14 protein-coding genes are annotated in these 21527 nt (G+C 73.7%); 4 read left to right on the top strand and 10 right to left on the bottom strand.

Features of this window, described 5'->3' with window-relative positions; translation table 11 throughout:
* Nucleotides 1-23: 23 nt before the first annotated feature.
* From ACFQ8C_RS04950 to ACFQ8C_RS04935, 4 genes are all read right to left on the bottom strand, one after another.
* Entirely contained in the window at nt 24-1496 is a 1473-nt protein-coding gene (locus ACFQ8C_RS04950; protein WP_383452330.1) for an NCS2 family permease, read from the bottom strand.
* A 232-nt stretch (nt 1497-1728) separates the two neighbouring features.
* On the bottom strand, nt 1729-4128 hold the full coding sequence (locus tag ACFQ8C_RS04945) for a xanthine dehydrogenase family protein molybdopterin-binding subunit (RefSeq protein WP_383452328.1): 2400 nt from the start codon (nt 4126-4128) through the stop codon (nt 1729-1731).
* A gap of 2 nt (nt 4129-4130) precedes the next feature.
* Nucleotides 4131-4724, bottom strand: a complete 594-nt coding sequence (locus tag ACFQ8C_RS04940; RefSeq protein WP_383452326.1) for a (2Fe-2S)-binding protein — start codon at nt 4722-4724, stop codon at nt 4131-4133.
* Nucleotides 4725-4726: 2 nt separating this feature from the next.
* Nucleotides 4727-5617: an FAD binding domain-containing protein gene (locus ACFQ8C_RS04935; RefSeq protein ID WP_383452324.1), complete on the bottom strand. Its 891-nt coding sequence runs from the start codon at nt 5615-5617 to the stop codon at nt 4727-4729.
* Nucleotides 5618-5935: 318 nt separating this feature from the next.
* On the opposite strand from ACFQ8C_RS04935, the gene ACFQ8C_RS04930 reads away from it, so the two are divergent.
* Both ACFQ8C_RS04930 and ACFQ8C_RS04925 read left to right on the top strand, forming a co-directional pair.
* The gene (locus ACFQ8C_RS04930; RefSeq protein WP_383452322.1) at nt 5936-7630 is read left to right on the top strand and encodes a PucR family transcriptional regulator; all 1695 of its coding nucleotides are present in this window, start codon (nt 5936-5938) and stop codon (nt 7628-7630) included.
* A gap of 296 nt (nt 7631-7926) precedes the next feature.
* Nucleotides 7927-8730 carry a hypothetical protein gene (locus ACFQ8C_RS04925; RefSeq protein WP_383452320.1) on the top strand — a complete coding sequence of 268 codons (804 nt, stop codon included), beginning with the start codon at nt 7927-7929 and terminating at the stop codon, nt 8728-8730.
* Between the two features lie 20 nt (nt 8731-8750).
* On the opposite strand, the gene ACFQ8C_RS04920 is transcribed toward ACFQ8C_RS04925, so the two are convergent.
* Both ACFQ8C_RS04920 and ACFQ8C_RS04915 read right to left on the bottom strand, forming a co-directional pair.
* The gene (locus tag ACFQ8C_RS04920) at nt 8751-10376 is read right to left on the bottom strand and encodes a WD40 repeat domain-containing protein (protein WP_383452318.1); all 1626 of its coding nucleotides are present in this window, start codon (nt 10374-10376) and stop codon (nt 8751-8753) included.
* A gap of 88 nt (nt 10377-10464) precedes the next feature.
* Nucleotides 10465-11340 carry a GntR family transcriptional regulator gene (locus ACFQ8C_RS04915; RefSeq protein ID WP_383452316.1) on the bottom strand — a complete coding sequence of 292 codons (876 nt, stop codon included), beginning with the start codon at nt 11338-11340 and terminating at the stop codon, nt 10465-10467.
* Nucleotides 11341-11534: 194 nt separating this feature from the next.
* On the opposite strand from ACFQ8C_RS04915, the gene ACFQ8C_RS04910 reads away from it, so the two are divergent.
* Nucleotides 11535-12404 carry a (2Fe-2S)-binding protein gene (locus tag ACFQ8C_RS04910; RefSeq protein WP_383452314.1) on the top strand — a complete coding sequence of 290 codons (870 nt, stop codon included), beginning with the start codon at nt 11535-11537 and terminating at the stop codon, nt 12402-12404.
* A gap of 213 nt (nt 12405-12617) precedes the next feature.
* On the top strand, nt 12618-13718 hold the full coding sequence (locus ACFQ8C_RS04905) for a DUF2637 domain-containing protein (RefSeq protein WP_383452312.1): 1101 nt from the start codon (nt 12618-12620) through the stop codon (nt 13716-13718).
* A 33-nt stretch (nt 13719-13751) separates the two neighbouring features.
* Here ACFQ8C_RS04905 and ACFQ8C_RS04900 read toward each other — a convergent pair whose 3' ends face one another.
* From ACFQ8C_RS04900 to ACFQ8C_RS04885, 4 genes are all read right to left on the bottom strand, one after another.
* Nucleotides 13752-14156 (bottom strand): ATP-binding protein, encoded by a 405-nt coding sequence (locus ACFQ8C_RS04900; RefSeq protein ID WP_383452351.1) that lies wholly within the window; start codon nt 14154-14156, stop codon nt 13752-13754.
* An 85-nt stretch (nt 14157-14241) separates the two neighbouring features.
* Nucleotides 14242-15984, bottom strand: coding sequence for a pyruvate dehydrogenase (locus ACFQ8C_RS04895; protein WP_383452310.1), 1743 nt, complete (start codon nt 15982-15984; stop codon nt 14242-14244).
* A gap of 27 nt (nt 15985-16011) precedes the next feature.
* Entirely contained in the window at nt 16012-17517 is a 1506-nt protein-coding gene (locus ACFQ8C_RS04890; protein ID WP_383452308.1) for a protein phosphatase 2C domain-containing protein, read from the bottom strand.
* Between the two features lie 123 nt (nt 17518-17640).
* The gene (locus ACFQ8C_RS04885; RefSeq protein WP_383452306.1) at nt 17641-21411 is read right to left on the bottom strand and encodes a S8 family serine peptidase; all 3771 of its coding nucleotides are present in this window, start codon (nt 21409-21411) and stop codon (nt 17641-17643) included.
* Nucleotides 21412-21527: the final 116 nt, after the last annotated feature.

Below are 21527 nucleotides of genomic sequence, written 5' to 3'. Positions count from 1 at the left end.
TGTGAGGGGAGGGCGGTCGGGCGTCAGCTGACGCCCAGCCAACCCTCGATCGGGTGAAGGGCGAAGAACACGATGAATATCGCGGTCAGGCACCACATGAACGCGCCGACCTCGCGGGCCTTGCCCTGCGCCACCTTGATGACGGTGTAGGCGATGACGCCGGCCGCGACGCCCGGGGTGATGCTGTAGGTGAACGGCATCAGCACGACGGTCAGGAAGACCGGGATGGCGACGGAGCTGTCGCCCCAGTTCACGTGCTTGGCGTTCATCATCATCATCGCGCCGATGACGACCAGGGCGGCGGAGCCGACCTCGCGGGGCACGATCTGGGTGATCGGGGTGAAGAAGAGGCAGGCCGCGAAGAAGAGGCCGGTGATCACCGAGGAGAAGCCGGTGCGGGCGCCTTCGCCGACGCCGGTGGCGGACTCCACGAAGACGGTCTGGCCGGAGGCGCCGGAGACGCCGCCGATCGCGCCGCCCGCGCCGTCGATGAAGAGGGCCTTGGACAGGCCGGGCATGCGGCCCTTGTCGTCGGCGAGGTTGGCCTCGGTGCCGACGCCGATGATGGTGGCCATGGCGTCGAAGAAGCCGGCGAGGACCAGGGTGAAGACGATCACGCCGACGGTGATGTAGCCGACGTCGCCCCAGCCGCCGAAGGAGACGTCGCCGAAGAGCGAGAAGTCCGGGGCGGAGACCGCGCTGCCCTTGAGCTCCGGGGAGCCGTTGGCCCAGGCGCCCGGGCCCTTGGCCGGGATGTCGGCGACGGCGTTCACGATCAGCGAGACGATGGTGCCGCCGACGATGCCGATGAGGATCGCGCCCGGGACCTTGCGGGCCTGGAGGGCGAAGATCGCGAGCAGGGTGATCGCGAAGATCAGGACGGGCCAGCCGACGAGTTCGCCGCCGGAGCCCATGGTGACGGGCGGGCCGAACTGCGGGCCGGCGCCGACGAAGCCGGCCTTGTTGAAGCCGATCAGGGCGATGAAGAGGCCGATGCCGATGGTGATGCCGTGCTTGAGCGGCAGCGGGATGGCGTTCATGATCATCTCGCGGAGACCGGTGACCACCAGGAGGCAGATCACCAGACCGTAGACGACGCACATGCCCATGGCCTGCGGCCAGGTCATCTGGGGCACCACCTGGGTGGCGAGCACACCGGAGACGCTGAGGCCGGCCGCGAGCACGAGCGGCACCTTGCCGACGAAGCCCATGAGCAGGGTCGTCACCGCCGCCGCGAGGGCGGTCGCCGTGATGACGGCGGAGGAGGCGAGGACGTGCTTGTCGACGTCCGGGCCTCCGAGGAGGATCGGGTTGAGCAGGAGGATGTACGCCATCGCCATGAAGGTGGTGACGCCACCGCGGATCTCCGTTCCGACGGAGGATCCTCTCTCCGAGATGTGAAAGTACCGGTCGAGCCAAGACCGTCCGGCGGGGTTGCGCGAGCCGGAGCCCGCGTCTTCCGCGGCGGTCTTCGGCTCCACAGACGACTGGGTCATGGGGCCTACTCCCAAGGTTCAAAGGGGCACCCGCACGAGGGGGACTCGCATTCGCGGGATTTGGGAAACGCTGTTGGCTGCACGACCCGGGGGACGGCCCGAGACGAACGGGGTACTGCGGGTACTGCGGGTACTGCGGGTGTTTCCGGGTGGTACCGGGGTACTGCGCTCCGGGCGGTGCGGGCGGGAGGAAGGTGTGACGTTCCCGGGAGGCACGCACCGCCCGGAGGGGCTACAGGGTGCCGGTGAGCGCCTCGGGGCGGACCGGCGTCTTGTTGAGCTCCAGACCGGTCGCCGCCCGGATCGCCGCGAGGACGGCCGGGGTGGACGACAGGGTCGGGGCCTCGCCGATGCCCCGGACGCCGTACGGCGCGTTGGGGTCGGCCAGTTCGAGGTAGTCGACCGGGATGGTCGGCGTGTCGAGGATGGTGGGGATCAGGTAGTCCGTGAAGGAGGGGTTGCGCACCTTCGCGGTCTTCGGGTCGACGATGATCTCCTCCATCACCGCGACGCCCAGGCCCTGGGTGGTGCCACCCTGGATCTGGCCGACCACGGAGAGCGGGTTGACCGCCTTGCCGACGTCCTGGGCGCAGGCCAGCTCGATGACCTTCACGAGACCGAGCTCGGTGTCCACCTCGACCACCGCGCGGTGCGCGGCGAAGGCGTACTGGACGTGGCCGTCGCCCTGGCCGGTGACGAGGTCGAAGGCCTGGGTCGGACGGTGCCGCCACTCCTCCTCGATCTCGACGACCTGGTCCTCCAGGACGTCCGCGATGGTGGCGAGGGCCTCGCCGCCGTCGGTGACGACCTTGCCGCCCTCCAGGAGGAGTTCGGCGTTGGCCCACGCCGGGTGGTACGAGCCGAACTTGCGCCGGCCGATCTCCAGGACCTTCTCGCGGACGAGTTCGCAGGAGTTCTTGATGGCGCCGCCGGTCATGTACGTCTGGCGGCCCGCGGAGGTCGAACCGGCCGAGCCCACCTGCGTGTCCGCGGGGTGGATGGTGACCTGCTGGACACCGAGCTCGGTGCGGGCGATCTGCGCGTGGATCGTGACGCCGCCCTGGCCGACCTCCGCCATGGCGGTGTGGACCGTGGCGACGGCCTCGCCGTTGATGACCTCGATGCGGATCTTCGCGGTCGAGTAGTCGTCGAAGCCCTCGGAGAAGCCGACGTTCTTGATGCCGACGGCGTAGCCGACACCGCGTACGACGCCCTCGCCGTGCGAGGTGTTGGAGAGGCCGCCCGGCAGCGCGCGGACGTCCGCGCTCTCGCCGGCGGTCTCCCACTGGCGCTCCGGCGGCATCGGGCGGGCCTTGACCCGGCGGAGCAGCTCGGCGACCGGGGCCGGCGAGTCCACGACCTGGCCGGTCGGCATGATCGTGCCCTGCTCCATGGCGTTGAGCTGGCGCAGCTCCACCGGGTCCATGCCCAGCTTGGCCGCGAGCTTGTCCATCTGCGCCTCGTAGGCGAAGCAGGCCTGGACCGCGCCGAAGCCGCGCATGGCGCCGCAGGGCGGGTTGTTGGTGTAGAGGCCGATCGCCTCGATCTCCACGTCCTCGACGACGTAGGGGCCGACCGAGAGGGAGGAGGCGTTGCCGACGACCGAGGCCGTGGACGACGCGTACGCGCCGCCGTCGAGCACGATCTTGCACTTCATGTGCGTGAGCTTGCCGTCCTTGGTGGCGCCGTGCTCGTAGTAGAGCTTCGCCGGGTGCCGGTGGACGTGCCCGAAGAAGGACTCGTACCGGTTGTAGACCATCTTGACCGGCTTGCCGGTGCGCAGGGCGAGGATGGAGGCGAGGATCTGCATGGAGATGTCCTCGCGGCCGCCGAAGGCGCCGCCGACACCGGCCATGGTCATCCGGATCTTCTCCTCGGGCAGGCCGAGGCAGGGGGCGATCTGCTTGAGGTCCGAGTGCAGCCACTGGGTGGCGACGTACAGGTCGACGCCGCCGTCCTCGGCCGGTACGGCGAGGCCGGACTCGGGGCCGAGGAAGGCCTGGTCCTGCATGCCGAAGGTGTACTCGCCGGTGACGATCACGTCGGCGCGCTTGGCGGCCTCGGCGGCGTTGCCGCGGATGATCGGCTGGCGGTGCACGATGTTGGGGTGCGGGACGTGGCCGGAGTGGTGGTCGTCGCGGTTCTCGTGGACCAGGATCGCGTCCGGGGCGAGGGCGGAGGCCTCGTCCGTGATGACCGGGAGCTCCCGGTACTCGATCCTGATCTTGGCGGCGGCGCGGCGGGCGGTCTCCGGGTGGTCGGCGGCCACGAGGGCGACCGGCTCACCGTGGTGACGGACCTTGCCGTAGGCGAGGACCGGGGTGTCCTGGAACTCCATGCCGTAGTTCTTCGCGGCCGGCAGGTCCTCGTGGGTCAGCACGGCGTAGACGCCGTCCATCGTGAGGGCCTCGGAGGTGTCGATGGACACGATCTCGGCGTGCGCGACGGTGGAGCGGAGGATCTGGCCCCAGAGCATGTCCTCGTGCCACATGTCCGAGGAGTAGGCGAACTCGCCGGTGACCTTGAGGGTGCCGTCCGGGCGGAGCGTGGACTCGCCGATGCCGCCCTTGACGTGGTTCTGGGTGACGTCGGTGGGCGTGCCCACCGGTGCGGTACGGGTGTTCTGAGCCATCGTCAGACCGCCTCTCCCTGGCGCTCCTGGCGCGCGGCCGCGAGGCGGACGGCGTCGAGGATCTTCTCGTAACCGGTGCAGCGGCAGAGGTTGCCGGAGAGCGCCTCGCGGATGTCCGCGTCCGTCGGGGACGGGTTGCGCTCCAGCATCTCGTCGGCCGCGACGAGCAGGCCGGGGGTGCAGAAACCGCACTGGACCGCGCCGGCGTCGATGAACGCCTGCTGGATCGGGGAGAGTTCGACGCCCTCACCGGTCTGCGAGTCCTGCGGCTTCGCCTCCCACTTCTTGGCGGCGTCGACCGAGGTGCCGCAGGCGCCCGAGGCGCAGCCGCCGTGCTCCTCACGCTGCTTGGCGTAGTCCGCCAGGCCCTCGACCGTGACGACCTCGCGGCCCTCGACCTGACCGGCGGCGACCAGACAGGAACAGACCGGCACTCCGTCGAGGCGGACCGTGCAGGAGCCGCACTCGCCCTGCTCGCAGGCGTTCTTGGAGCCGGGCAGACCCAGGCGCTCACGCAGAACGTAGAGGAGCGACTCGCCCTCCCAGACGTCGTCGGCTTCCTGCGGACGACCGTTGACCGTGAAATTCACGCGCATGGTTATGCAGCTCCCTCAAGCGTGCGGCCGGCGCCGCGGTACTGCTCCCACGTCCAGCCGAGCTGGCGGCGAGCCATGATGCCGACGGCGTGGCGCCGGTACTTGGCGGTGCCCCGGACGTCGTCGATCGGGTTGGCGGCGGCCGAGCAGAGGTCGGCGAACTGCTTCGCGATCGAGGGGGTGATGATCTTCCCGTTGTCCCAGAAGCCGCCCTCCTCCAGGGCCGCGTTCAGGAAGGCCTCGGCCTCCTTGGCGCGGATCGGGGTCGGCGCGGCCGAACCGATGCCGGTGCGCACGGTCCGGGTCTCCGGGTGCAGCGCCAGGCCGAAGGCGCAGACGGCGATGACCATCGCGTTGCGGGTGCCGACCTTGGAGTACTGCTGGGGGCCGTCCGCCTTCTTGACGTGGACGGTCTTGATGAGCTCGTCGGGCTGGAGCGCGTTGCGCTTCACGCCCGTGTAGAACTCGTCGATCGGGATGAGGCGGCTGCCTCGCACCGACTCGACCTCGACCTCGGCGCCGGCGGCGAGGAGGGCGGGGTGGGCGTCACCGGCCGGGGAGGCGGTGCCGAGGTTGCCGCCGACGCCGCCGCGGTTGCGGATCTGCGGGGAGGCGACCGTGTGCGAGGCGAGCGCCAGGCCGGGCAGCTCGGCGCGCAGGTTCTCCATGATCTGCGTGTACGGAACGGAAGCGCCGAGTCGGACGTTCTCCTCGCCGACCTCCCACTCGCGCAGCAGCTCGACGCGGTTCAGGTCCAGCAGGTACTCGGGGCGCCGGTGGTCGAAGTTGATCTCGACCATGACGTCGGTACCGCCGGCGATGGGCACGGCTGTGGGGTGCTCGGCCTTGGCGGCGAGCGCCTCCTCCCAGCTGGCGGGGCGAAGGAAGTCCATGGTGGCTCTCTTCTAGTGATTCTGGTGGGGGTCGGACGTCTGGGCCCTGGGTGACGTTCGGCCCTCGACTTCGGTGTTCATGTCCTGTTCACGCGGTGTGTGGCCTAGTACACAAGCCACGATGGCCGGGGTGCAGTCACCGAAAACATGAAGGAGTTGGCCGGTGCCCCCGCACGTCTTGTAGATTCGAACGAAAGACGGGGAACGGAAACCTCACCGTTTTCCCCTGGAAACGGTGGCACCACCTTCACCGGCCCCACCGTCGAATACCCGACAACCCCGACCCCACCACCCACTCGAAGGAACGGCGGCGACACGATGCGGCTGCGCGCACTGCTGGAGAACGACGCGCTCGGGCTGCGCCTGCTGGGCGGCGAGGAGGAGCTGGACCGCTCCGTGCGTGGCGTGATGACCACGGACCTCAAGGATCCCAGCCGGTACCTGTCCGGCGGCGAGCTGGTCCTCACCGGCCTCGCCTGGCTGCGGGACGCGGCCGACGCCGAGCCCTTCGTCCGGATCCTGGCCTCCGCCGGGGTCTCCGCCCTCGCGGCCGGCGAGGCCGAGCTGGGCGACATTCCCGACCATCTGGTGGAGGCGTGTTCACGCCACCGGCTGCCGCTCTTCGCGGTCAACGAATCCGTTGCGTTCGCGACGATCACCGAACACGTCGTTCGACAGGTGTCGGGCGAGCGGGCCGGCGACCTGGCGGCCGTCGTCGATCGGCACAGGCGGCTGATGACCTCCGGCCCGACGGGCGGCGGCCCCGAGGCCGTCCTCGACCTGCTCGGCTCCGACCTGGACCTGCGCGCCTGGGTCCTCTCCCCCACCGGACGCCAGATCGCCGGCGCCGGGGAGCCGCTGGACCCGGCCCTCGCCGCCGGCCTGGCGGGCGAGCACCTGGCCGCCACCCGCACCGGCCGGCGCGGCCCGCACCGGCTGACCATGCAGGGCACCGCGTACTCGCTCTTCCCGATCCGCAACGTCGGCCGGGCCGCCGGGCCCGCCGCCCGGGACGTCCGGGAGACGGTGCTGTCCGACTGGCTGCTCGCCGTGGAGGCGGACGCCGGGGACTGGCCGGCCGCCCGGCTCGACCTGCTCCAGGGCGTCACCCAGCTGATCTCCGTCGAGCGCGACCGGCGCGACGCGGCCCGCACGGTGCGCCGCCGGCTCGCCCAGGAGGTCCTCGAACTGGTGCAGACGGGCGCCGCGCCCGCCGAGATCGCGGCCCGGCTGCGGGTCGCCGCCCCGGTGCTGCTGCCCGGCCTCGGCGCGGCCCCGCACTGGCAGGTCGTCGTGGCCCGGGTCGAGTGGGACCAGGAGGGCGGCCAGACGCCGGTGGAGCCCGGACCGGTCACCCAGGCGCTCCTGGAGGAGATCCTGGTGGACCCTGCGACCGTCGGCCCCGAGTCCGCCGACCGGATCGCCGTCGCCCACACCGGCGACGAGGCCATCGCGCTGGTGCCGCTGGCCGCGGGCCCGCTCCCGGAGAGCGAGGACGACGGCGCCTCGGGCGCCCTGGGCCTGCACGCGGACGCCCTGCTGGCGGCGGTACGGGCTCCGCTCTCGTCCGGCCTCGCCGACGACGGGCGGCTCACCCTGGGCGTCAGCGCCGCCGTGCACTCGGCGGAGGGGCTGCGCGGGGCCCTGGAGGAGGCCCGGCACGCCCGCCGGGTGGCCGCCGCCCGCCCCGGCCGGGTCTGCGCGGCCGGTCACCACGAGCTGGCCTCGCACGTGCTGCTGCTGCCCTTCGTCCCGGACGACGTGCGGCGCGCCTTCACGGCCCGGCTGCTCGACCCGCTGCGGGACTACGACCGGCGTCACCGGGCGGAGCTGATCCCGACCCTGGAGGCCTTCCTGGACTGCGACGGCTCCTGGACGCGCTGCGCCACCCGGCTGCACCTGCACGTGAACACGCTGCGCTACCGGGTCGGCCGCATCGAGCAGCTGACCGGGCGGGACCTGTCCCGTCTGGAGGACAAGCTCGACTTCTTCCTGGCCCTGCGGATGAGCTGACGGACGCGGCGCGGCGGATACGGAATTCACTCCTTCGGTTGAGTCCGGAGGAGTGAGGAAGAACCCTCCGCCGCGCCCCTCCGGCGGGGTCCGCCGAACCGTCCCCCTCCCTGATCACCGCCGTGATCACGGGCCACAGCGCCCTCTGACGCCCCGTCGGACCCGGTCCCGGCGGGGCGTCACGGCTGCCCCGCACCTTTGTGAAATTTTTCACCCGACCCCTTGGCCGGGTGCGGCCGTTCGTGCTGAGATGCCGTCCTACTCAACAGCTCGATGGCGCGCTCGGGGAGGGCAATGTGGCGGACACCGCCATGTCTGGTTCCGAATCAGGGGGCGGCGGAAGTCCGTCCCTCGCCTACGGCAAGGAGACTCCCGTGGAGACCGCCATATGGCGGCTCCGCTCCCGCGGCTGCTGGGCCGACGCGGCGGCACTGCTCGCCCCCCGCGCCCACGAACCGGCCGCGGCGCTCGAACGGGCCGCGCTGCTGATCGAGCGCTGCCTCTACACCGAACAGGGCTGGGCCGAGGCGGAGGAGGCGCTGCGCGCCGCCGAGGCGGTCGCCGGCAGCGACGAGGAGCGCGGGGCGGCGGCCTGCGAACGCGGCTATCTCGCCTACGCCTCCACGCTGTTGGGCGTCCGGGACCGGGCCGACGAGGCCCGGATGGCGCTGGGCCGCGCGGCGGCCCTGATCGCCCCCTCCGAGGCGGGCCGGCCGCTCCTGGACTACCGGCGCGGGCTGATCGCCCAGAACCTGGGCGACTCCCCGCAGGCGGCCCGGGCGGCGTACCGCCGCGCGCACGCCGGCGCCACCGCGCAGGGCGACTCGCTGCTGCTCTCCTCCACTTGGCGCCATCTCGCCGGACTGGCGCTGCGCGAGGGCGAGTTGGCGGAGGCCCGGCACGGCTTCGCCGAATCGCTGCGGATCCGGGAGGAGTTGGGCTACCTGGTGGGCACCGCTCCGGCGCTGACCGCGCTGGCCGACACGGAGACGGAACCGGAGGCCGGCCGGCTGCGCGCCGAGGCCCGCCGCCTCTTCCGCCTCCTCGGCGGCGTACCGACCTGGCTGGCCGGGCAGTTGACGCCCCGGACCGCCATGTGAGGGCGGCCGCACGGAGGGCGTCACCCCCCGTGCGGCTCCAGGCAGACGAGGCTCTCGTCGGTACCGACGACGAGCGCTCCGGTGGCGGTCACCGCGACGGCCCGGACCCCGGGTCCGGGCCGGAAGGCCCGGCGCCGGCCGCCCTCCGGCGGGATCAGCTCGACCCGGCCGTCGGCCCAGGCGACCGCGACGAGCGGGCCGCCGGGGGCGGGGGCGGCGTGCAGGGCGACCACCGGCGCCGGACGCTCCGCCAGCGGCTCGGGCACCGGGGCGCGGCCCGGGGTCCAGAGCCGTACGGTGCCGTCGGCGCCGCCCGAGCAGACGAACGGGGTCCCGGACTCGACGGCGGTCACGGCGGTGACCCGGCCGCTGTGCGAGGCGGCCTGGTGCAGGCCGTTGACGCCGAAGGCGTGGACCGAGCCGAGCCGGTCGCCCACCACCACCGAGCCCGCGATCGCGGCGAGCGCGGTGCCGGGGTGCCGGGACAGGGTGGTGGAGACGGCCTCGGTGAGCCGCTCCAGATAGGGCGGGCGGGGCGCCGTGCCCCGTACGGTGTGCAGCCGGCCGCGCTCGTCGAGCAGCAGCACCGTCCCGTCGGCGGTGGGCGCGAGGGCGGTGATCCGGCCCTGGACCCGGTGGGCGAGCCGGCCCTCGCCGGAGGCGTCGGCCTCCCGCAGCAGCCGCACCGTCCCCGTGCGGTCGCCCACCAGCACCAGATCGGCCGAGGGCCCGCCGGCGGTCGCGCCGAGCACCGCGACAGGACCGGGCCACGGCGGGGAGACGTCCCCCCGGTGCCGCGCCCAGCGCACCCGCCACGGCGCCGGGGCCGCCTGCTCGGCGAGCGCGGGCCGCAGCCGCGGATCGGCGCCGTCGCCGAGCGCGGTGAGCAGCACCAGGGCCCGGCCGGCCGGGCCGTCCGCCGCGCACAGCGCCTGCCCGGCCCGCAGCCAGGCGTCGCGCAGCCCGCCGTGGTCGTCGGCGGAGGCGGTCGCGTACCCGGTGGTGACGAGGAGGGGATCGGCGGCGCAGACGGCGACCGGGTCCGAGAGGTCGGGCAGCGGCGGTGCCGACGGCGGCGTCACCGGGCCCGCGTCCCCGTCGAGGTCGACCACGGTGGTGCGGGCGGCCCTGGGGGTGCGGACGCCGGTGCGGGCCTCCACCACGAGCCGGATCCGCCCGACCTCGGCGAGCCCGCCGAGCAGCTCGGCGACGGCGTCCGGTTCGGCGGCGGCGTGCAGATCGGTGAGGAGCAGCACGGTCCGCCCGGCACGGCGGGCCTCGCTGGTGGCGAGGGCGTGCCCGAGGTCGGCGGGGGTCCGCGCCACCACCCCCAGCCGGTTCGCGAGCGTCCAGGCCACTCCGAGCGCGCTCTGCCCGGCGAGCGGCACGAGCACCCGCTCGGTCCGGGCCCGTCCGCGCCGGGCCCGCGTCCCGTGCGCCGCCAGCCATCCGAGGAGCGCGCTCTTGCCGCTTCCCGGGGCGCCGGTGACCAGGCACAGCCGCGGCGCCTCGGGATCGGTGAGCCAGCCGAGCAGTGCGGCGGCCTCGGGCTCCGTGCCGCCGGGTATCCCCCTGGTCCGCGCGAGGCCGAGAGCTGGGGGGAGGGGTCGGCGTCCGCCCGCGGGGGACGGGGTCGCGGACGGCATGGGACACCTCACGGGCGACGCGGTGCGAACGGCTGTCTCCTCCGACCTTAGTGGGCCGGGGCCCGGCTGACCGCCCCCTCGGGAGGGGTCAGATCCCGGCGCCCGTGAAGTGCTCGCGGACCAGGGCCTCGACGACCGGGAGGTTCCGGGCGCCGAGGGCGTCGAGGAGGGCGGAGTGTTCGGCGGCGTCGGCGACGAGGTCCGCGTGACGGGGCGCGGGGGCGCTGAGGAGGGGCCACTGGGAGCGGCGGTGGAGGTCGTCGGCGATGACGAGGAGCTGTTCGTTGCCGGCGAGGGCGAGGACCGCGCGGTGGAAGGCCCGGTCGGTCTCCGCGTAGTGCGCGCGGTCGCCCCGGGCGGCGGCCGCTCCGGTCGCCTCGGCGAGCGGCCGGAGCGCGGCCCAGCGGCCGGCCGGGACGGTGCGGGCCAGCCGCAGCATGACCGGGACCTCGATCAGGGCGCGCACCTCGGCCAGCTCGGCCAGCTCGCGGGGGGTGCGGACGACGACGCGGAAGCCCCGGTTGGGGACGACCTCCACGGCGCCCTCGACGGCGAGGCGCTGCATGGCCTCGCGGACGGGGGTGGCGGAGACGCCGAACCGCTCGCCGAGGGCGGGCGCGGAGTACACCTCGCCGGGGCGCAGCTCGCCGGCGACGAGGGCGGTGCGGAGGGCGTCGAGGATCTGGCCCCGGACGGAGTGGCGCCGCACGGCGCGCGGGCCGTCGCCGGAGAAGGGGAGAGAAGGGAGAGGGTCGAGAGGAGAGAGAGAAGAGAGAGGGGGGAGCGGGGCCGGCGGAAGGGGCTGCTCGCCGTGGGTGTGCTCGCCCCGGGCCTGCTCGGGGACGCGCGCGGCGTCGGGGCCGGGCGCGGGGGCGGCCTCGTACGCGTACGGCCCGGTCGCGGGGTCGCCGAATCGCACGGACGGTCCATCCGTCGCCCGCTCGCGCGCTGCGCCCTGCTCCACCCGGGTCCTCCTGTGGCCTCGTGCCGGGCCCGGCTCGCGATACCCGGGCCCCCTGTGCACCATAGGCGAACGGACCGTTCCGCGGGGCCGCGCCCACGAGGCGCAGGTGGGAGCCGGTCTGCCGGTGGTGAGACGCGATGCCGTTTCGGGTAAGGTAAGGCTAACCTGCTAACGATCGCGATTCGGTGGTCCACATGACCGTCCACGCCCTGCTGCCCACCCCCCTCGCCTCGCCCGTCGCGGCCTCCTACGCCCGGCTCGCCGAGGTCTTCTCCGGCCTGCGGACCGAGGAGACGGCCGGGGACGAACGGCTGCCGAGCGGCGCCGGCTGGGTCCGCGCCGAGGAACTCGCGGCCGGCGGGGCCGTCCTGGACGCCTTCCTCGCCTGGGACAACGCCCAGGTCCTCCGTGACTACGGACAGCAGGCCCGCCCCGACGTGGTCGCGAGCTTCGGACTCCACCGCTACGCCTGGCCCGCCTGCCTGCTGGTGACCGTCCCCTGGTTCCTGCACCGCCGGGTCCCCCGCCTCCCCGTCGAGGCGGTCTCCTTCCAGCGGGCCCTCGGCCGCATGGCGGTCCGCGTCGAGGAGTTCGCCTGCCTGCCCGACGACCCGGCGGCCGCCCTGCCCGGCGCCCGCGTGGTCTCCGGCGAGGACGCCCTGCGCGCGGAGGTCCGCGCCTCGCTCGCCGAGCACTTCGAGGCCCTCCTCGGCGGCTTCGGCCCCCGGATGCGGCGCGGCCGCCGCGCCCTGTGGGGGATGGTGACGGACGAGATCGTCGAGAGCCTCTGGTACATCGGCGCCCTGCTCGGCGAGGAGGAGCGGGCCATGGCCGAGCTGGAGCTGCTGCTGCCGGGGAGCACCGGCAGGCCGGAGAAGCCGTACGCGGGCGGGGCCGGCTTCCGGCCGCTGCCCGGGACCGAGGGGCCGGACGGCGCCCCCCGCGCCACCCGGGACCGGGCCACCTGCTGCTTCTTCTACACCCTGCGCCCCGAGGACACCTGCATCACCTGCCCGCGCACCTGTGACGCGGACCGGGTCCGGCGGCTCGACGCGACCGCCTGAGCCACCCCTCGCCCCACCCGGCTCACACCACCCTCACGAGTGACGGGAGTCGAACGCAACTCCGTCCGGACGGCAAGCCGTTCGACCAGAAGGTACCTATTCGTATGCCCTGAGACCCCGTTGGCGTGCTCTTGCCCCGAAACCCCGTGTGGCCCGTGATCGGTCGGACAGTATGGGCGGCCAAACGCACCACTGCGATGCGAGGGACACCGCATGAGACTGACCGACATATCGCTGGACTGGCTGCTTCCGGGTGGCGTGATGGTGGCCGGAGTCCTGACGGCGGTGGCGGTGCTCGCGCGCGGGAAGCGCGCCGGTGACCAGGCCGCGGCCGAGGACTCCTGGGAGCGCAGCGAGGAGCGGCGCAGACGCAAGGAGGCCATCTACGGATTCGCCTCGTACGGGCTGCTGTTCTGCTGCGCCGCCGTCGCGGCGGCGCTCTCCTTCCACGGGCTCGTCGGCTTCGGCCGGCAGAACCTCAACCTGACGGGCGGCTGGGAGTACCTGGTCCCGTTCGGCCTCGACGGCGCCGCGATGTTCTGCTCGGTGCTCGCCGTCCGCGAGGCCAGCCACGGTGACGCGGCCCTCGGCTCGCGCCTCCTGGTCTGGCTCTTCGCGGGCGCGGCCGCCTGGTTCAACTGGGTGCACGCGCCGCGCGGCCTGGGCCACGACGGGGCCCCGCAGTTCTTCGCGGGGATGTCCCTGTCGGCCGCGGTCCTCTTCGACCGGGCGCTGAAGCAGACCCGCCGGGCGGCGCTGCGCGAGCAGGGCCTGGTGCCCCGCCCGCTGCCGCAGATCCGGATCGTGCGGTGGATAAGGGCTCCCCGGGAGACCTTCGCCGCCTGGTCGCTGATGCTCCTGGAAGGCGTACGGACCCTGGACGAGGCCGTGGACGAGGTCCGGGAGGACCGCCGGGAGAAGGAGCAGAACAGGATCCGCCGGCGCGAGCAGGCCAAGCTCGACCGGGCGCAGATCAAGGCCCTCAACCGCCAGCACCGGGCCTTCGGCCGGGGCGGCGGGCGCCAGGTGGAGGTGGCGGCGCTGACCGCCGCCCCCGGGACCGGCGGGGGCCAGGCCCCCGGGTCCGGGCCGGGTTCCGCGACGGCCTCGGTGACGGCCGCCGTCGCGGAACCCGCCATACCGGATCCGGGACAACTGCCGCTTCGGCCCCGGCCCTCCCTGCAAGCCGTCAGGGAAAGTGAGAAGCGGGAGTCGCGGACGGTGGACCTCACCGCCGAGGACGACACCCAGGCGCTGCCCCGGCTCGACTCCCTGGAGGCGAAGATCTCCGAGATGGAGCGGATGCTCGGCTAGCGGTACCGCGTCACCCGGCGGCGGGGTCGCCCCTCAGGCGGCCCCGCCGTTCAGTTCGAACCAGACGACCTTGCCCGTGCCGCGCTCCTCGATCCCCCAGGAGTCGGCGAGCTCCCGCACCAGGAAGAGTCCCCGGCCGCTCGTTCCGTCGTCGGCGGGCGGTACCGGCGACCCGGTGAGCCCGGCTTCGAAGTCGCGGACCTCGACCCGGAGTTGTCCGGGATCGACCGTCGCGGTGACCACCGCGCCGTGGTCGGTGTGGACCAGCGCGTTGGTGACCAGTTCGCTGGTGAGGAGCTCGGCCACGGCCCCAGCGTCCGGCCCTCCCCAGGCTCCCAGGAGTTCGCGTAACGCGTGGCGCACCTCCGGCACCGCCGTGAGGTCCGCCCCTCCCACCTTTCTGAGCAGTTGAGTCGGCTGTCGTGCCTTCCCGGCCATAGCCCCCACCCACACGGTCGCTTCGAACAGGCTCACGGAAGAGCCTGCCCCGCGAGCCGGTCCGCATGCGCCGCTCCCGGGGCCCTCAGGGGCGGGGCACGTTGCGCAGGTTGGATCGGGCCATCTGGAGCATCCGGCCCACTCCCCCGTCGAGGACGATCTTGCTGGCGGAGAGGGCGAAGCCGGTCACCATCTCGGCGCTGATCTTCGGGGGAATGGAGAGGGCGTTGGGGTCGGTGACGACGTCGACGAGGGCGGGGCCCTGGTGCCGGAAGGCGTCCTTGAGGGCGCCCGCCAGGTGCTTGGGCTTCTCGACCCGGACCCCGTAGGCGCCGGCAGCCCGGGCGACGGCGGCGAAGTCGGGGTTCCGGTTGTTCGTCCCGTACGAGGGCAGGCCGGCGACCAGCATCTCCAGCTCGACCATGCCGAGCGAGGAGTTGTTGAACAGCACGATCTTCACCGGGAGTTCGTACTGGACGAGGGTGAGGAAGTCGCCCATGAGCATGGAGAAGCCGCCGTCGCCGGAGAGCGAGACGACCTGCCGGCCCCGGTCGGTGAACTGGGCGCCGATCGCCTGCGGCAGCGCGTTGGCCATCGAGCCGTGGCTGAAGGAGCCGATGATCCGGCGGCGTCCGTTGGGGGTGAGGTAGCGGGCCGCCCAGACGTTGCACATACCGGTGTCGACGGTGAACACGGCGTCGTCGTCGGCGAGTTCGTCGAGGACGGAGGCGACGTACTCGGGGTGGATCGGCGTGTGCTTCTCGACCTTGCGGGTGTACGCCTTCACCACCCCCTCCAGGGCGTCGGCGTGCTTCTTCAGCATCTTGTCGAGGAAGCGGCGGTCGGTGCGCTCCCGGATCCGGGGCGTGACGCAGCGCAGGGTCTCGCGGACGTCGCCCCAGACGGCGAGGTCGAGCCGGGAGCGGCGGCCGAGGTGTTCGGGGCGGACGTCGACCTGCACGATCCGGACGTCGTCGGGGAGGAAGGCGTTGTACGGGAAGTCGGTGCCGAGCAGGATCAGCAGATCGCACTCGTGGGTGGCCTCGTAGGCGGCGCCGTAGCCGAGCAGTCCGCTCATGCCGACGTCGAAGGGGTTGTCGTACTGGATCCACTCCTTGCCCCGCAGGGCGTGGCCGACCGGGGCCTTGAGCCGCTCGGCGAACTGCATGACCTCGGGGTGGGCGCCGGCGGTGCCGCTGCCGCAGAAGAGCGTCACCCGTTCGGCCCCGTCGATCATCCGGACCAGGGCGTCGATCTCGGAGTCGCCGGGGCGGACGGTGGGGCGGGAGGTGACGAGAGCGGAGCCGGTGACCTTCTCGGGGGCGGGCTGGTCGGCGATGTCACCGGGGAGCGCCACCACCGAGACGCCGCCGCGGCCGACGGCGTGCTGGACGGCGGTGTGCAGCAGCCGGGGCATCTGCCGGGGGTTGGAGATGAGTTCGCTGTAGTGGCTGCACTCGCGGAACAGCTGGTCGGGGTGGGTCTCCTGGAAGTAGCCGAGCCCGATCTCGCTGGACGGGATGTGGGAGGCGAGGGCGAGGACGGGGGCCATCGAGCGGTGGGCGTCGTACAGGCCGTTGATGAGGTGGAGGTTGCCCGGGCCGCAGGAGCCGGCGCAGGCGGCGAGACGGCCGGTGATCTGGGCCTCGGCGCCCGCGGCGAAGGCGGCGGTCTCCTCGTGGCGCACCTGGATCCAGTCGATGGCGGGGTTGCGCCGGATGGCGTCGACGACCGGGTTCAGGCTGTCCCCGACCACGCCGTACAGGCGCTGCACACCGGCGCGGACGAGGACCTCGACGAATTGCTCCGCTACGTTCTGTTTGGCCATGGATCCATCAACACACGGCCGGGCGCCTCACGCCTCCCAGACGGCGGCCCCCGTACGGTCATCGGCGTACCCCGTCACCCTCAGCTGGGTGTCGGCGAGGAAGGCGGCGAGGCCGGGCGGTTCGGCGCCGGTCCAGCGGGCCGCCAGCTCGCGGGCGAGGGCGGGCTCGCCGCGCATCGGCTCGGCGAGTCCGGGCGAGGCGAGGAGGAGGGTGTCGCCGGGGCGGGCCACCGAGGCCCGGAAGCGGAACGGTTCGGCGGGCGGCGGGACGGGCTCCTCGATGAGCGGCCCGGGGGCGGTGGTGATGCCGAGGTCCATGGTGAGCCGGTCGCCCTCCTCGGTCACCTCCGGGATCCCGCGCGGCGGCGTCGAACCGAAGCCGACGACCGGCGCGCCGGTGACCGAGGCCGGGTCGGGCAGCAGCGGCTCGATGTCCTGCCAGGCGCCGTCGCGGAGCCGGAAGAGGCCTCCGCCGCCGATCCCGAAGAAGACCCGGGTGCGGCAGTCGGGGTCGGCGGGGATCAGCAGACAGCGCAGGGTGGCGGTGTACGTGTCGGCCGCGAGGCCCCGTTCGGCGGCGCGGGCCCGGAGCCGTCCGTAGGTGCGGTCGGTGAGCCGCTGGAGCCCCGACTTGAGCTCGCCGCGGCGGCCGGAGCGGATGTCCTCGGAGAGGCGGGCGTGACTGCGGCCGACGGCCTCGCCGATCCAGCGGCAGGCGTCGCCGGCGGCGAGGTGCGCCTCGTCGGCCGCGCGGGAGCCGGCCGCGACGGCGACCAGCACGAGCGCGGTCTCGTCGTGCCCGAACCGCGCGGTGAGCAGGGCGTCCCTGCGCGGTTCGCCCCGGTAGCGGGCGGAGTCGCCGCGGACGGAGGCGGCGCGGAGGGTGGCGGTGCCGTAGCGGGCGCCGTCGAGGACGGTGTCGGCGACCAGGTCGTCGAGTTCACCGGGCCGGGCGGCGGGCAGGGCGGTGGGCTCGGCCTCGTACGTGGGCGGCCGGCTGCCCAGGAAGCCGGTGCGGGGCCGGGGCACGGGCGGGGGCACGGGCACCTGGACGGTCGGCTCGTGCCCGAGGGGCAGCGCCACCCGCACGGTGGCGTCCCGATCGCTCCCGCTCCCGGTCTCGGGAACGGGGGCGGGGGCTGTGTCCGGGCCCGGTTCAGGTCCGGCTCCGGGTCCGCGTCCGGGGCGGCGTCCGGTCGCGGGCTCGGGCCCCGGATCCGGCTCCGGTTCCGGCTCCACCGCGGCGGGCGGCGGCGCCGCCGGAAAGGTCCGGGGTCCCCCGGTCGGCGCCTCCCAGGGAGCCGGCCCGAGCACGGCGGGCGCGGGCGGGACGGACGGCGGGGGCGGCGGCGGTGAGGGCGGCGGCGCGGAAGGCGCGGGCGGCGCGGAAGGCGCGGGCGGCGCGGCGGCTTGGGTCGCCTGGGCGGCGGAGGTGAAGTGGGCGTCCAGGGAGTCGGCCGAGGGCGTCGGCGCGAGGTCCTCCGCCGCGTCCTCGTAGAGCGCGTCCCACCAGTTGTCCCCCTGCTGAGTCATGCCCTTATTGTCCACCGCGGGCGGCCTGGGAAAACGGGACACGAGGAAAACCGTTGCTGCGAATGGGTGGTCCGCCGGGCGACCCCACCCCCCACGGGAAGGACGCCCGGCGGACCGGCGTGGTCAGCGCACGTCGTAAGCGCGGACCACGGTCTGGGTGACGGAGTTGCCGTTGGCGTCCGTCAGTTCGGTCTTCAGGGTGACCGGCTTGCCCGTCGCGCCCGCGTGGTTCACGGTCGCGGTCCAGGTGCCGCCCTGCTGGGAGACCGGTGCTTCGGTCCAGGTCGTACCGCCGTCATAGGAGTACGAGAGCCTGGCCGAGGTGAGAGCCGCCGCCTGGTAGCCGGCGTGCCCGGTCGCGGTGAGGCCGATCTTCTGGCCGTCGGTCGCGGCGAGGGTCTTGAGTCCGTCCTCCGGCAGGTCGTACCGGGGGAAGAGAATCGGGATGCCCTGAGAATAGACGGTCTCGTCAAGCCGTGAGGTGAATTTCCAGACGGACCGCACGGAGGTCGAGCGGGCCCAGACCCTGCTGCCGATCTTCATGATGTTCTGTTCCAGCTCGTACGTGCTCCGCTCGGCGGGCACCTCGAAGGCGCCGAAGGGCCACGCGTTCTCGCCGACGAGCTCGCCGTCGCGGTGCAGCCGCAGGTTGCCGATGTCGCCGAAGGAGCCGGGCTCGGCGTGGTGGGTGCCGTCGCCCCACATCGCGGCGGCGAAGCCGAGCAGGTTGCCCTGGCGCTCGGAGACGAGGACCGGCGCGCCGGTGGCGTCGCGGGGGGCAGTGGGGGCGAGGACGCCGTCGTACCACTTCTCGGTGCGCCGCTCGCCTGCGGTGTACGCGTGCCGGGTGCCGGACATCAGCTCGCCGAAGGGGAAGCTGCTGCCGACGTACTGGTGCCAGCTCGTGTCGCCGGGGGTGTGGAACTCGGTGCGGGTGCCGGGGGCCGGGACGGTCTCCAGGCCCGCGAAGGAGACGCCGAGGCCGTTGGGCCGGCGGGCGTCGGTGAACTCCATGAACTCCGCGGCGATGCCGGCCGAGCCGTAGACGGAGTCGGTGCGGCCGAGGCGGGCGTCGCGGACGCGGTAGGCGCGGTCGTCCTCGATCTCGTCGGTCTCGGGGAAGCCGAGGTTGTAGACGTACGGGGACTTGGCGGTGGCCTTCCAGGTGAGGGTGACCTCGCCGGCGGCGAGCCTGCCGAGGAGCGCGCGGGCCTCGTCGGTGGGCAGGCCGAGGACCGGCAGCGGGAGCCCGTTGTAGGCGCCGCCCGGGTACCAGCGGCCGGGGGCCTCGCGGTAGGCGACGACGCCGACGGCGCCGGCCGCCTTGGCGTTGCGGGCGAGCAGGCCGCCGGCGGTGTCGTCGTCCGGCATGCGGACCAGGGCAAGCCCGCCCTGGACGCCGGCGGCCTTCAGCTCGTCCGGGGTGCCGGTGCCCGCGTCGACGAGCGGGGCGGAGCCGGTGCCGTCGAGGTTGTCGGCGCCGGTGGAGGCGGTGACGGGGTGCAGGGTCAGGCCGTCCGTGGTGCGCAGTTCGGTGATCTTCGGGGCGGCGGTGCGCCAGTAGCTGCCGAACTCGAAGTCGCCGTCGCGGGGCTCGCCCTCCACGGAGGCGTAGTAGTGGCGGACCGTGCGGGGCGCGGAGGCGGTGCCGCCGTGCGACCAGACGTCGTCCCAGCCGCGGGCGAACCCGAGGGTGGCGCCGTGGAGTTCGGAGGGCCGGTCGGTGCGGATCGTCAGCTCGTGGGCCTCGCGGGCGTCGAGGACGACCGTGGTGTCCTTCCTGACCTCCAGCTGCGGGCGGGCCAGGTAGCCGAGCGAGTCGTTCAGCGTGGCGCCCTCGTCCGCGTCGGGGGTGGTGACGAAGGAGGAGAGGAAGTAGCTGCCGGGACGCACCCGGAAGACCTGGTCGGCGGAGCCGTCGTTGAAGCGGCGCTCGCCGGTGGCGGTGTCGGTGCCGATGACGTCGAGCGAGGAGGAGCCGGCGGCGGGCTTGCCGAGCCGGTCGATCAGCTTGACGCGGAGGGTGACGGTCTCGGGCTCGACGTAGAGCGCGAAGGGGGTGGAGACGTGGACGCCGGCCCGGTTGGTGGCGACGACCCTGCCCGTGACGTCGCCGTACTGCGCGCGCTCCAGGCGTGCGGTGGGGTCGATGGCCAGCGGGACCTCGACGGTCGCGCCGGCCGGGACGGTGACGGTGCGCTTGCCGAGGCGGGCGACGGCCGACCGGACGGCGGAGCCGTCGTTGCCGGTGACCTTCTCGACGGCGAGGTCGAGGGTGACCGGGGCGTCGGAGGTGTTGGTGTAGGGGACGGTGACCGTGGTGCGGTCGCTCTTCGCCTGCGGCCAGTGGTGGGTGCCGCCCTGGACGGCGGGGGCGGAGAGGACCGTCTGGCCGACGGCCGCCTTGACGTCGAGCCGGCCGCCGCCGGTCTCCCGGACGTCGCCGGGTATGTCGGTCTCGGCGGAGGAGACGAGGGCGGCCTTCAACTGCTGGGCGGTCCAGTCGGGGTGACGCTGCTTCAGGATCGCGGCGGCGCCCGCGACGTGCGGCGTGGCCATCGACGTCCCGGACATCGCCTGGTACGCGTAGAGGCCGCGGCCGCCGGCCGCGGCGGCGGAGATGGAGACGCCGGGGGCGGCGATCTCGGGCTTGAGGGTGTGGGCCTCGTTGGCGATCGGGCTGCGGCTGGAGAACCAGGCGGTGGAGTCGTCGCGGTCGGTGGCGCCGACGGTGAGGACGCTGGGCGCGCAGCCGGGCGAGGAGACCGAGTTGAGGGAGGGGCCGGAGTTGCCCGCCGCGATGACGAACAAGGTGCCCTGGTTCTGGGCGAGTTCCTCGGCGGCGGCGCTCATCGGGTCGTCGCAGTCGGTCTCGGAGGGATTGCCGAGGCTCATGGAGACGACGTCGGCGCCCTGGGCGACGGCCCACTCCATGCCGGCGATGATCCACGAAGTGGCGCCGGAGCCGGAGTCGTTGAGGACCTTGCCGTTGAGCAGCTGGGCGCCGGGAGCGACGCCCTTCTTCTTGCCGCCGCTCGCGGCGCCGGAGCCGCCGACGGTGGAGAGGGTGTGGGTGCCGTGCCCCTGCCGGTCGCCGGTGCCGTCGGAGTCGGTGAAGTTCTCCGAGGCGGTGATCCGGCCCTTGAGGTCGGGGTGTTCGGCGTCGGCGCCGGTGTCGAGCACGGCGACCTTGGTTCCGGTGCCGTCGTAGCCGGCGGCCCACGCCTCGGGGGCGTGCACCTGCCGGGTGGACTGCTCCAGGGTGGCCTCGACCTTGCGGTCGAGCCAGAGCTTCTCGATGCCCGCGGCGGCGGAGCGGGCGGTGGGCGCGGAGACCTCGGACCAGAAGGTGGCGGCCTGCTTCTTGTCCGCCGTGAGGGCGACGCCGCCGATGGTCTTGAGGACCTGGCCGCGGCGGGCGCCCCGGGGGGCGGCGGGAGCGGTGCGGGCGGTGGCGCCGGCGCCGTAGACGGCGATCAGCGGCAGGGTGGCGGTGGAGGCGTCGTCGTAGCCCTGGCGGACCAGGCCGGTGACGTTGAAGAGCTCCTCGTCGACCAGGTCGGCGGCGAGGGCGTCGGTGGCGCCCTCGGGGTACACGTAGAGGTCCTGGCCGGAGCGGCGGGTCTGGACCAGCGGCACCGTGCCGTCCTCGCGGGGCAGCACCGTGGCGGCCGGGGTGCCCTGGTCGTCCCGGGTGACCAGCACCCGGTCGCCGGTGACCAGGGTCACCGTGGCGGGCCGTTCCCCGGTGCGGGCCTGGGCCTCGCTGCCGACCGGCGGGCGTTCGGCGGAGCCGCCGGCCGGCGGCTGGGCCGCGACGGACGGCAGGGCCGCGGTGACGGCCAGGACGGCGGCGGTCGCCGCTCCCAGGGCCGTACGCGAAATCGGGCGCATCGCTCTCCCCATCAGAATCCGGACAACAGGCGCAAGTTGCCTGAATCCGGAGGCGGTTGGTGCTGCGGTGGCGCCACATTGGCAGAGGTGAGGGCGGTACAGGGATGATGGGCGCG

Source organism: Streptomyces sp. NPDC056503, assembly GCF_042794995.1.
Classification (GTDB): Bacteria; Actinomycetota; Actinomycetes; order Streptomycetales; family Streptomycetaceae; genus Streptomyces.
The sequence above is the reverse complement of the archived record's forward strand: the minus strand, read 5'-3'. Positions and strand labels throughout refer to the sequence as shown.

Excerpts from the sequence above, each read along its gene's own strand:
- ACFQ8C_RS04950 (WP_383452330.1), bottom strand. The coding sequence starts at position 1,496 with ATGACCCAGTCGTCTGTGGAGCCGAAGACCGCCGCGGAAGACGCGGGC.
- ACFQ8C_RS04945 (WP_383452328.1), bottom strand. The coding sequence starts at position 4,128 with ATGGCTCAGAACACCCGTACCGCACCGGTGGGCACGCCCACCGACGTC.
- ACFQ8C_RS04940 (WP_383452326.1), bottom strand. The coding sequence starts at position 4,724 with ATGCGCGTGAATTTCACGGTCAACGGTCGTCCGCAGGAAGCCGACGAC.
- ACFQ8C_RS04935 (WP_383452324.1), bottom strand. The coding sequence starts at position 5,617 with ATGGACTTCCTTCGCCCCGCCAGCTGGGAGGAGGCGCTCGCCGCCAAG.
- ACFQ8C_RS04930 (WP_383452322.1), top strand. The coding sequence starts at position 5,936 with ATGCGGCTGCGCGCACTGCTGGAGAACGACGCGCTCGGGCTGCGCCTG.
- ACFQ8C_RS04920 (WP_383452318.1), bottom strand. The coding sequence starts at position 10,376 with ATGCCGTCCGCGACCCCGTCCCCCGCGGGCGGACGCCGACCCCTCCCC.
- ACFQ8C_RS04910 (WP_383452314.1), top strand. The coding sequence starts at position 11,535 with ATGACCGTCCACGCCCTGCTGCCCACCCCCCTCGCCTCGCCCGTCGCG.
- ACFQ8C_RS04905 (WP_383452312.1), top strand. The coding sequence starts at position 12,618 with ATGAGACTGACCGACATATCGCTGGACTGGCTGCTTCCGGGTGGCGTG.
- ACFQ8C_RS04900 (WP_383452351.1), bottom strand. The coding sequence starts at position 14,156 with ATGGCCGGGAAGGCACGACAGCCGACTCAACTGCTCAGAAAGGTGGGA.
- ACFQ8C_RS04895 (WP_383452310.1), bottom strand. The coding sequence starts at position 15,984 with ATGGCCAAACAGAACGTAGCGGAGCAATTCGTCGAGGTCCTCGTCCGC.
- ACFQ8C_RS04890 (WP_383452308.1), bottom strand. The coding sequence starts at position 17,517 with ATGACTCAGCAGGGGGACAACTGGTGGGACGCGCTCTACGAGGACGCG.
- ACFQ8C_RS04885 (WP_383452306.1), bottom strand. The coding sequence starts at position 21,411 with ATGCGCCCGATTTCGCGTACGGCCCTGGGAGCGGCGACCGCCGCCGTC.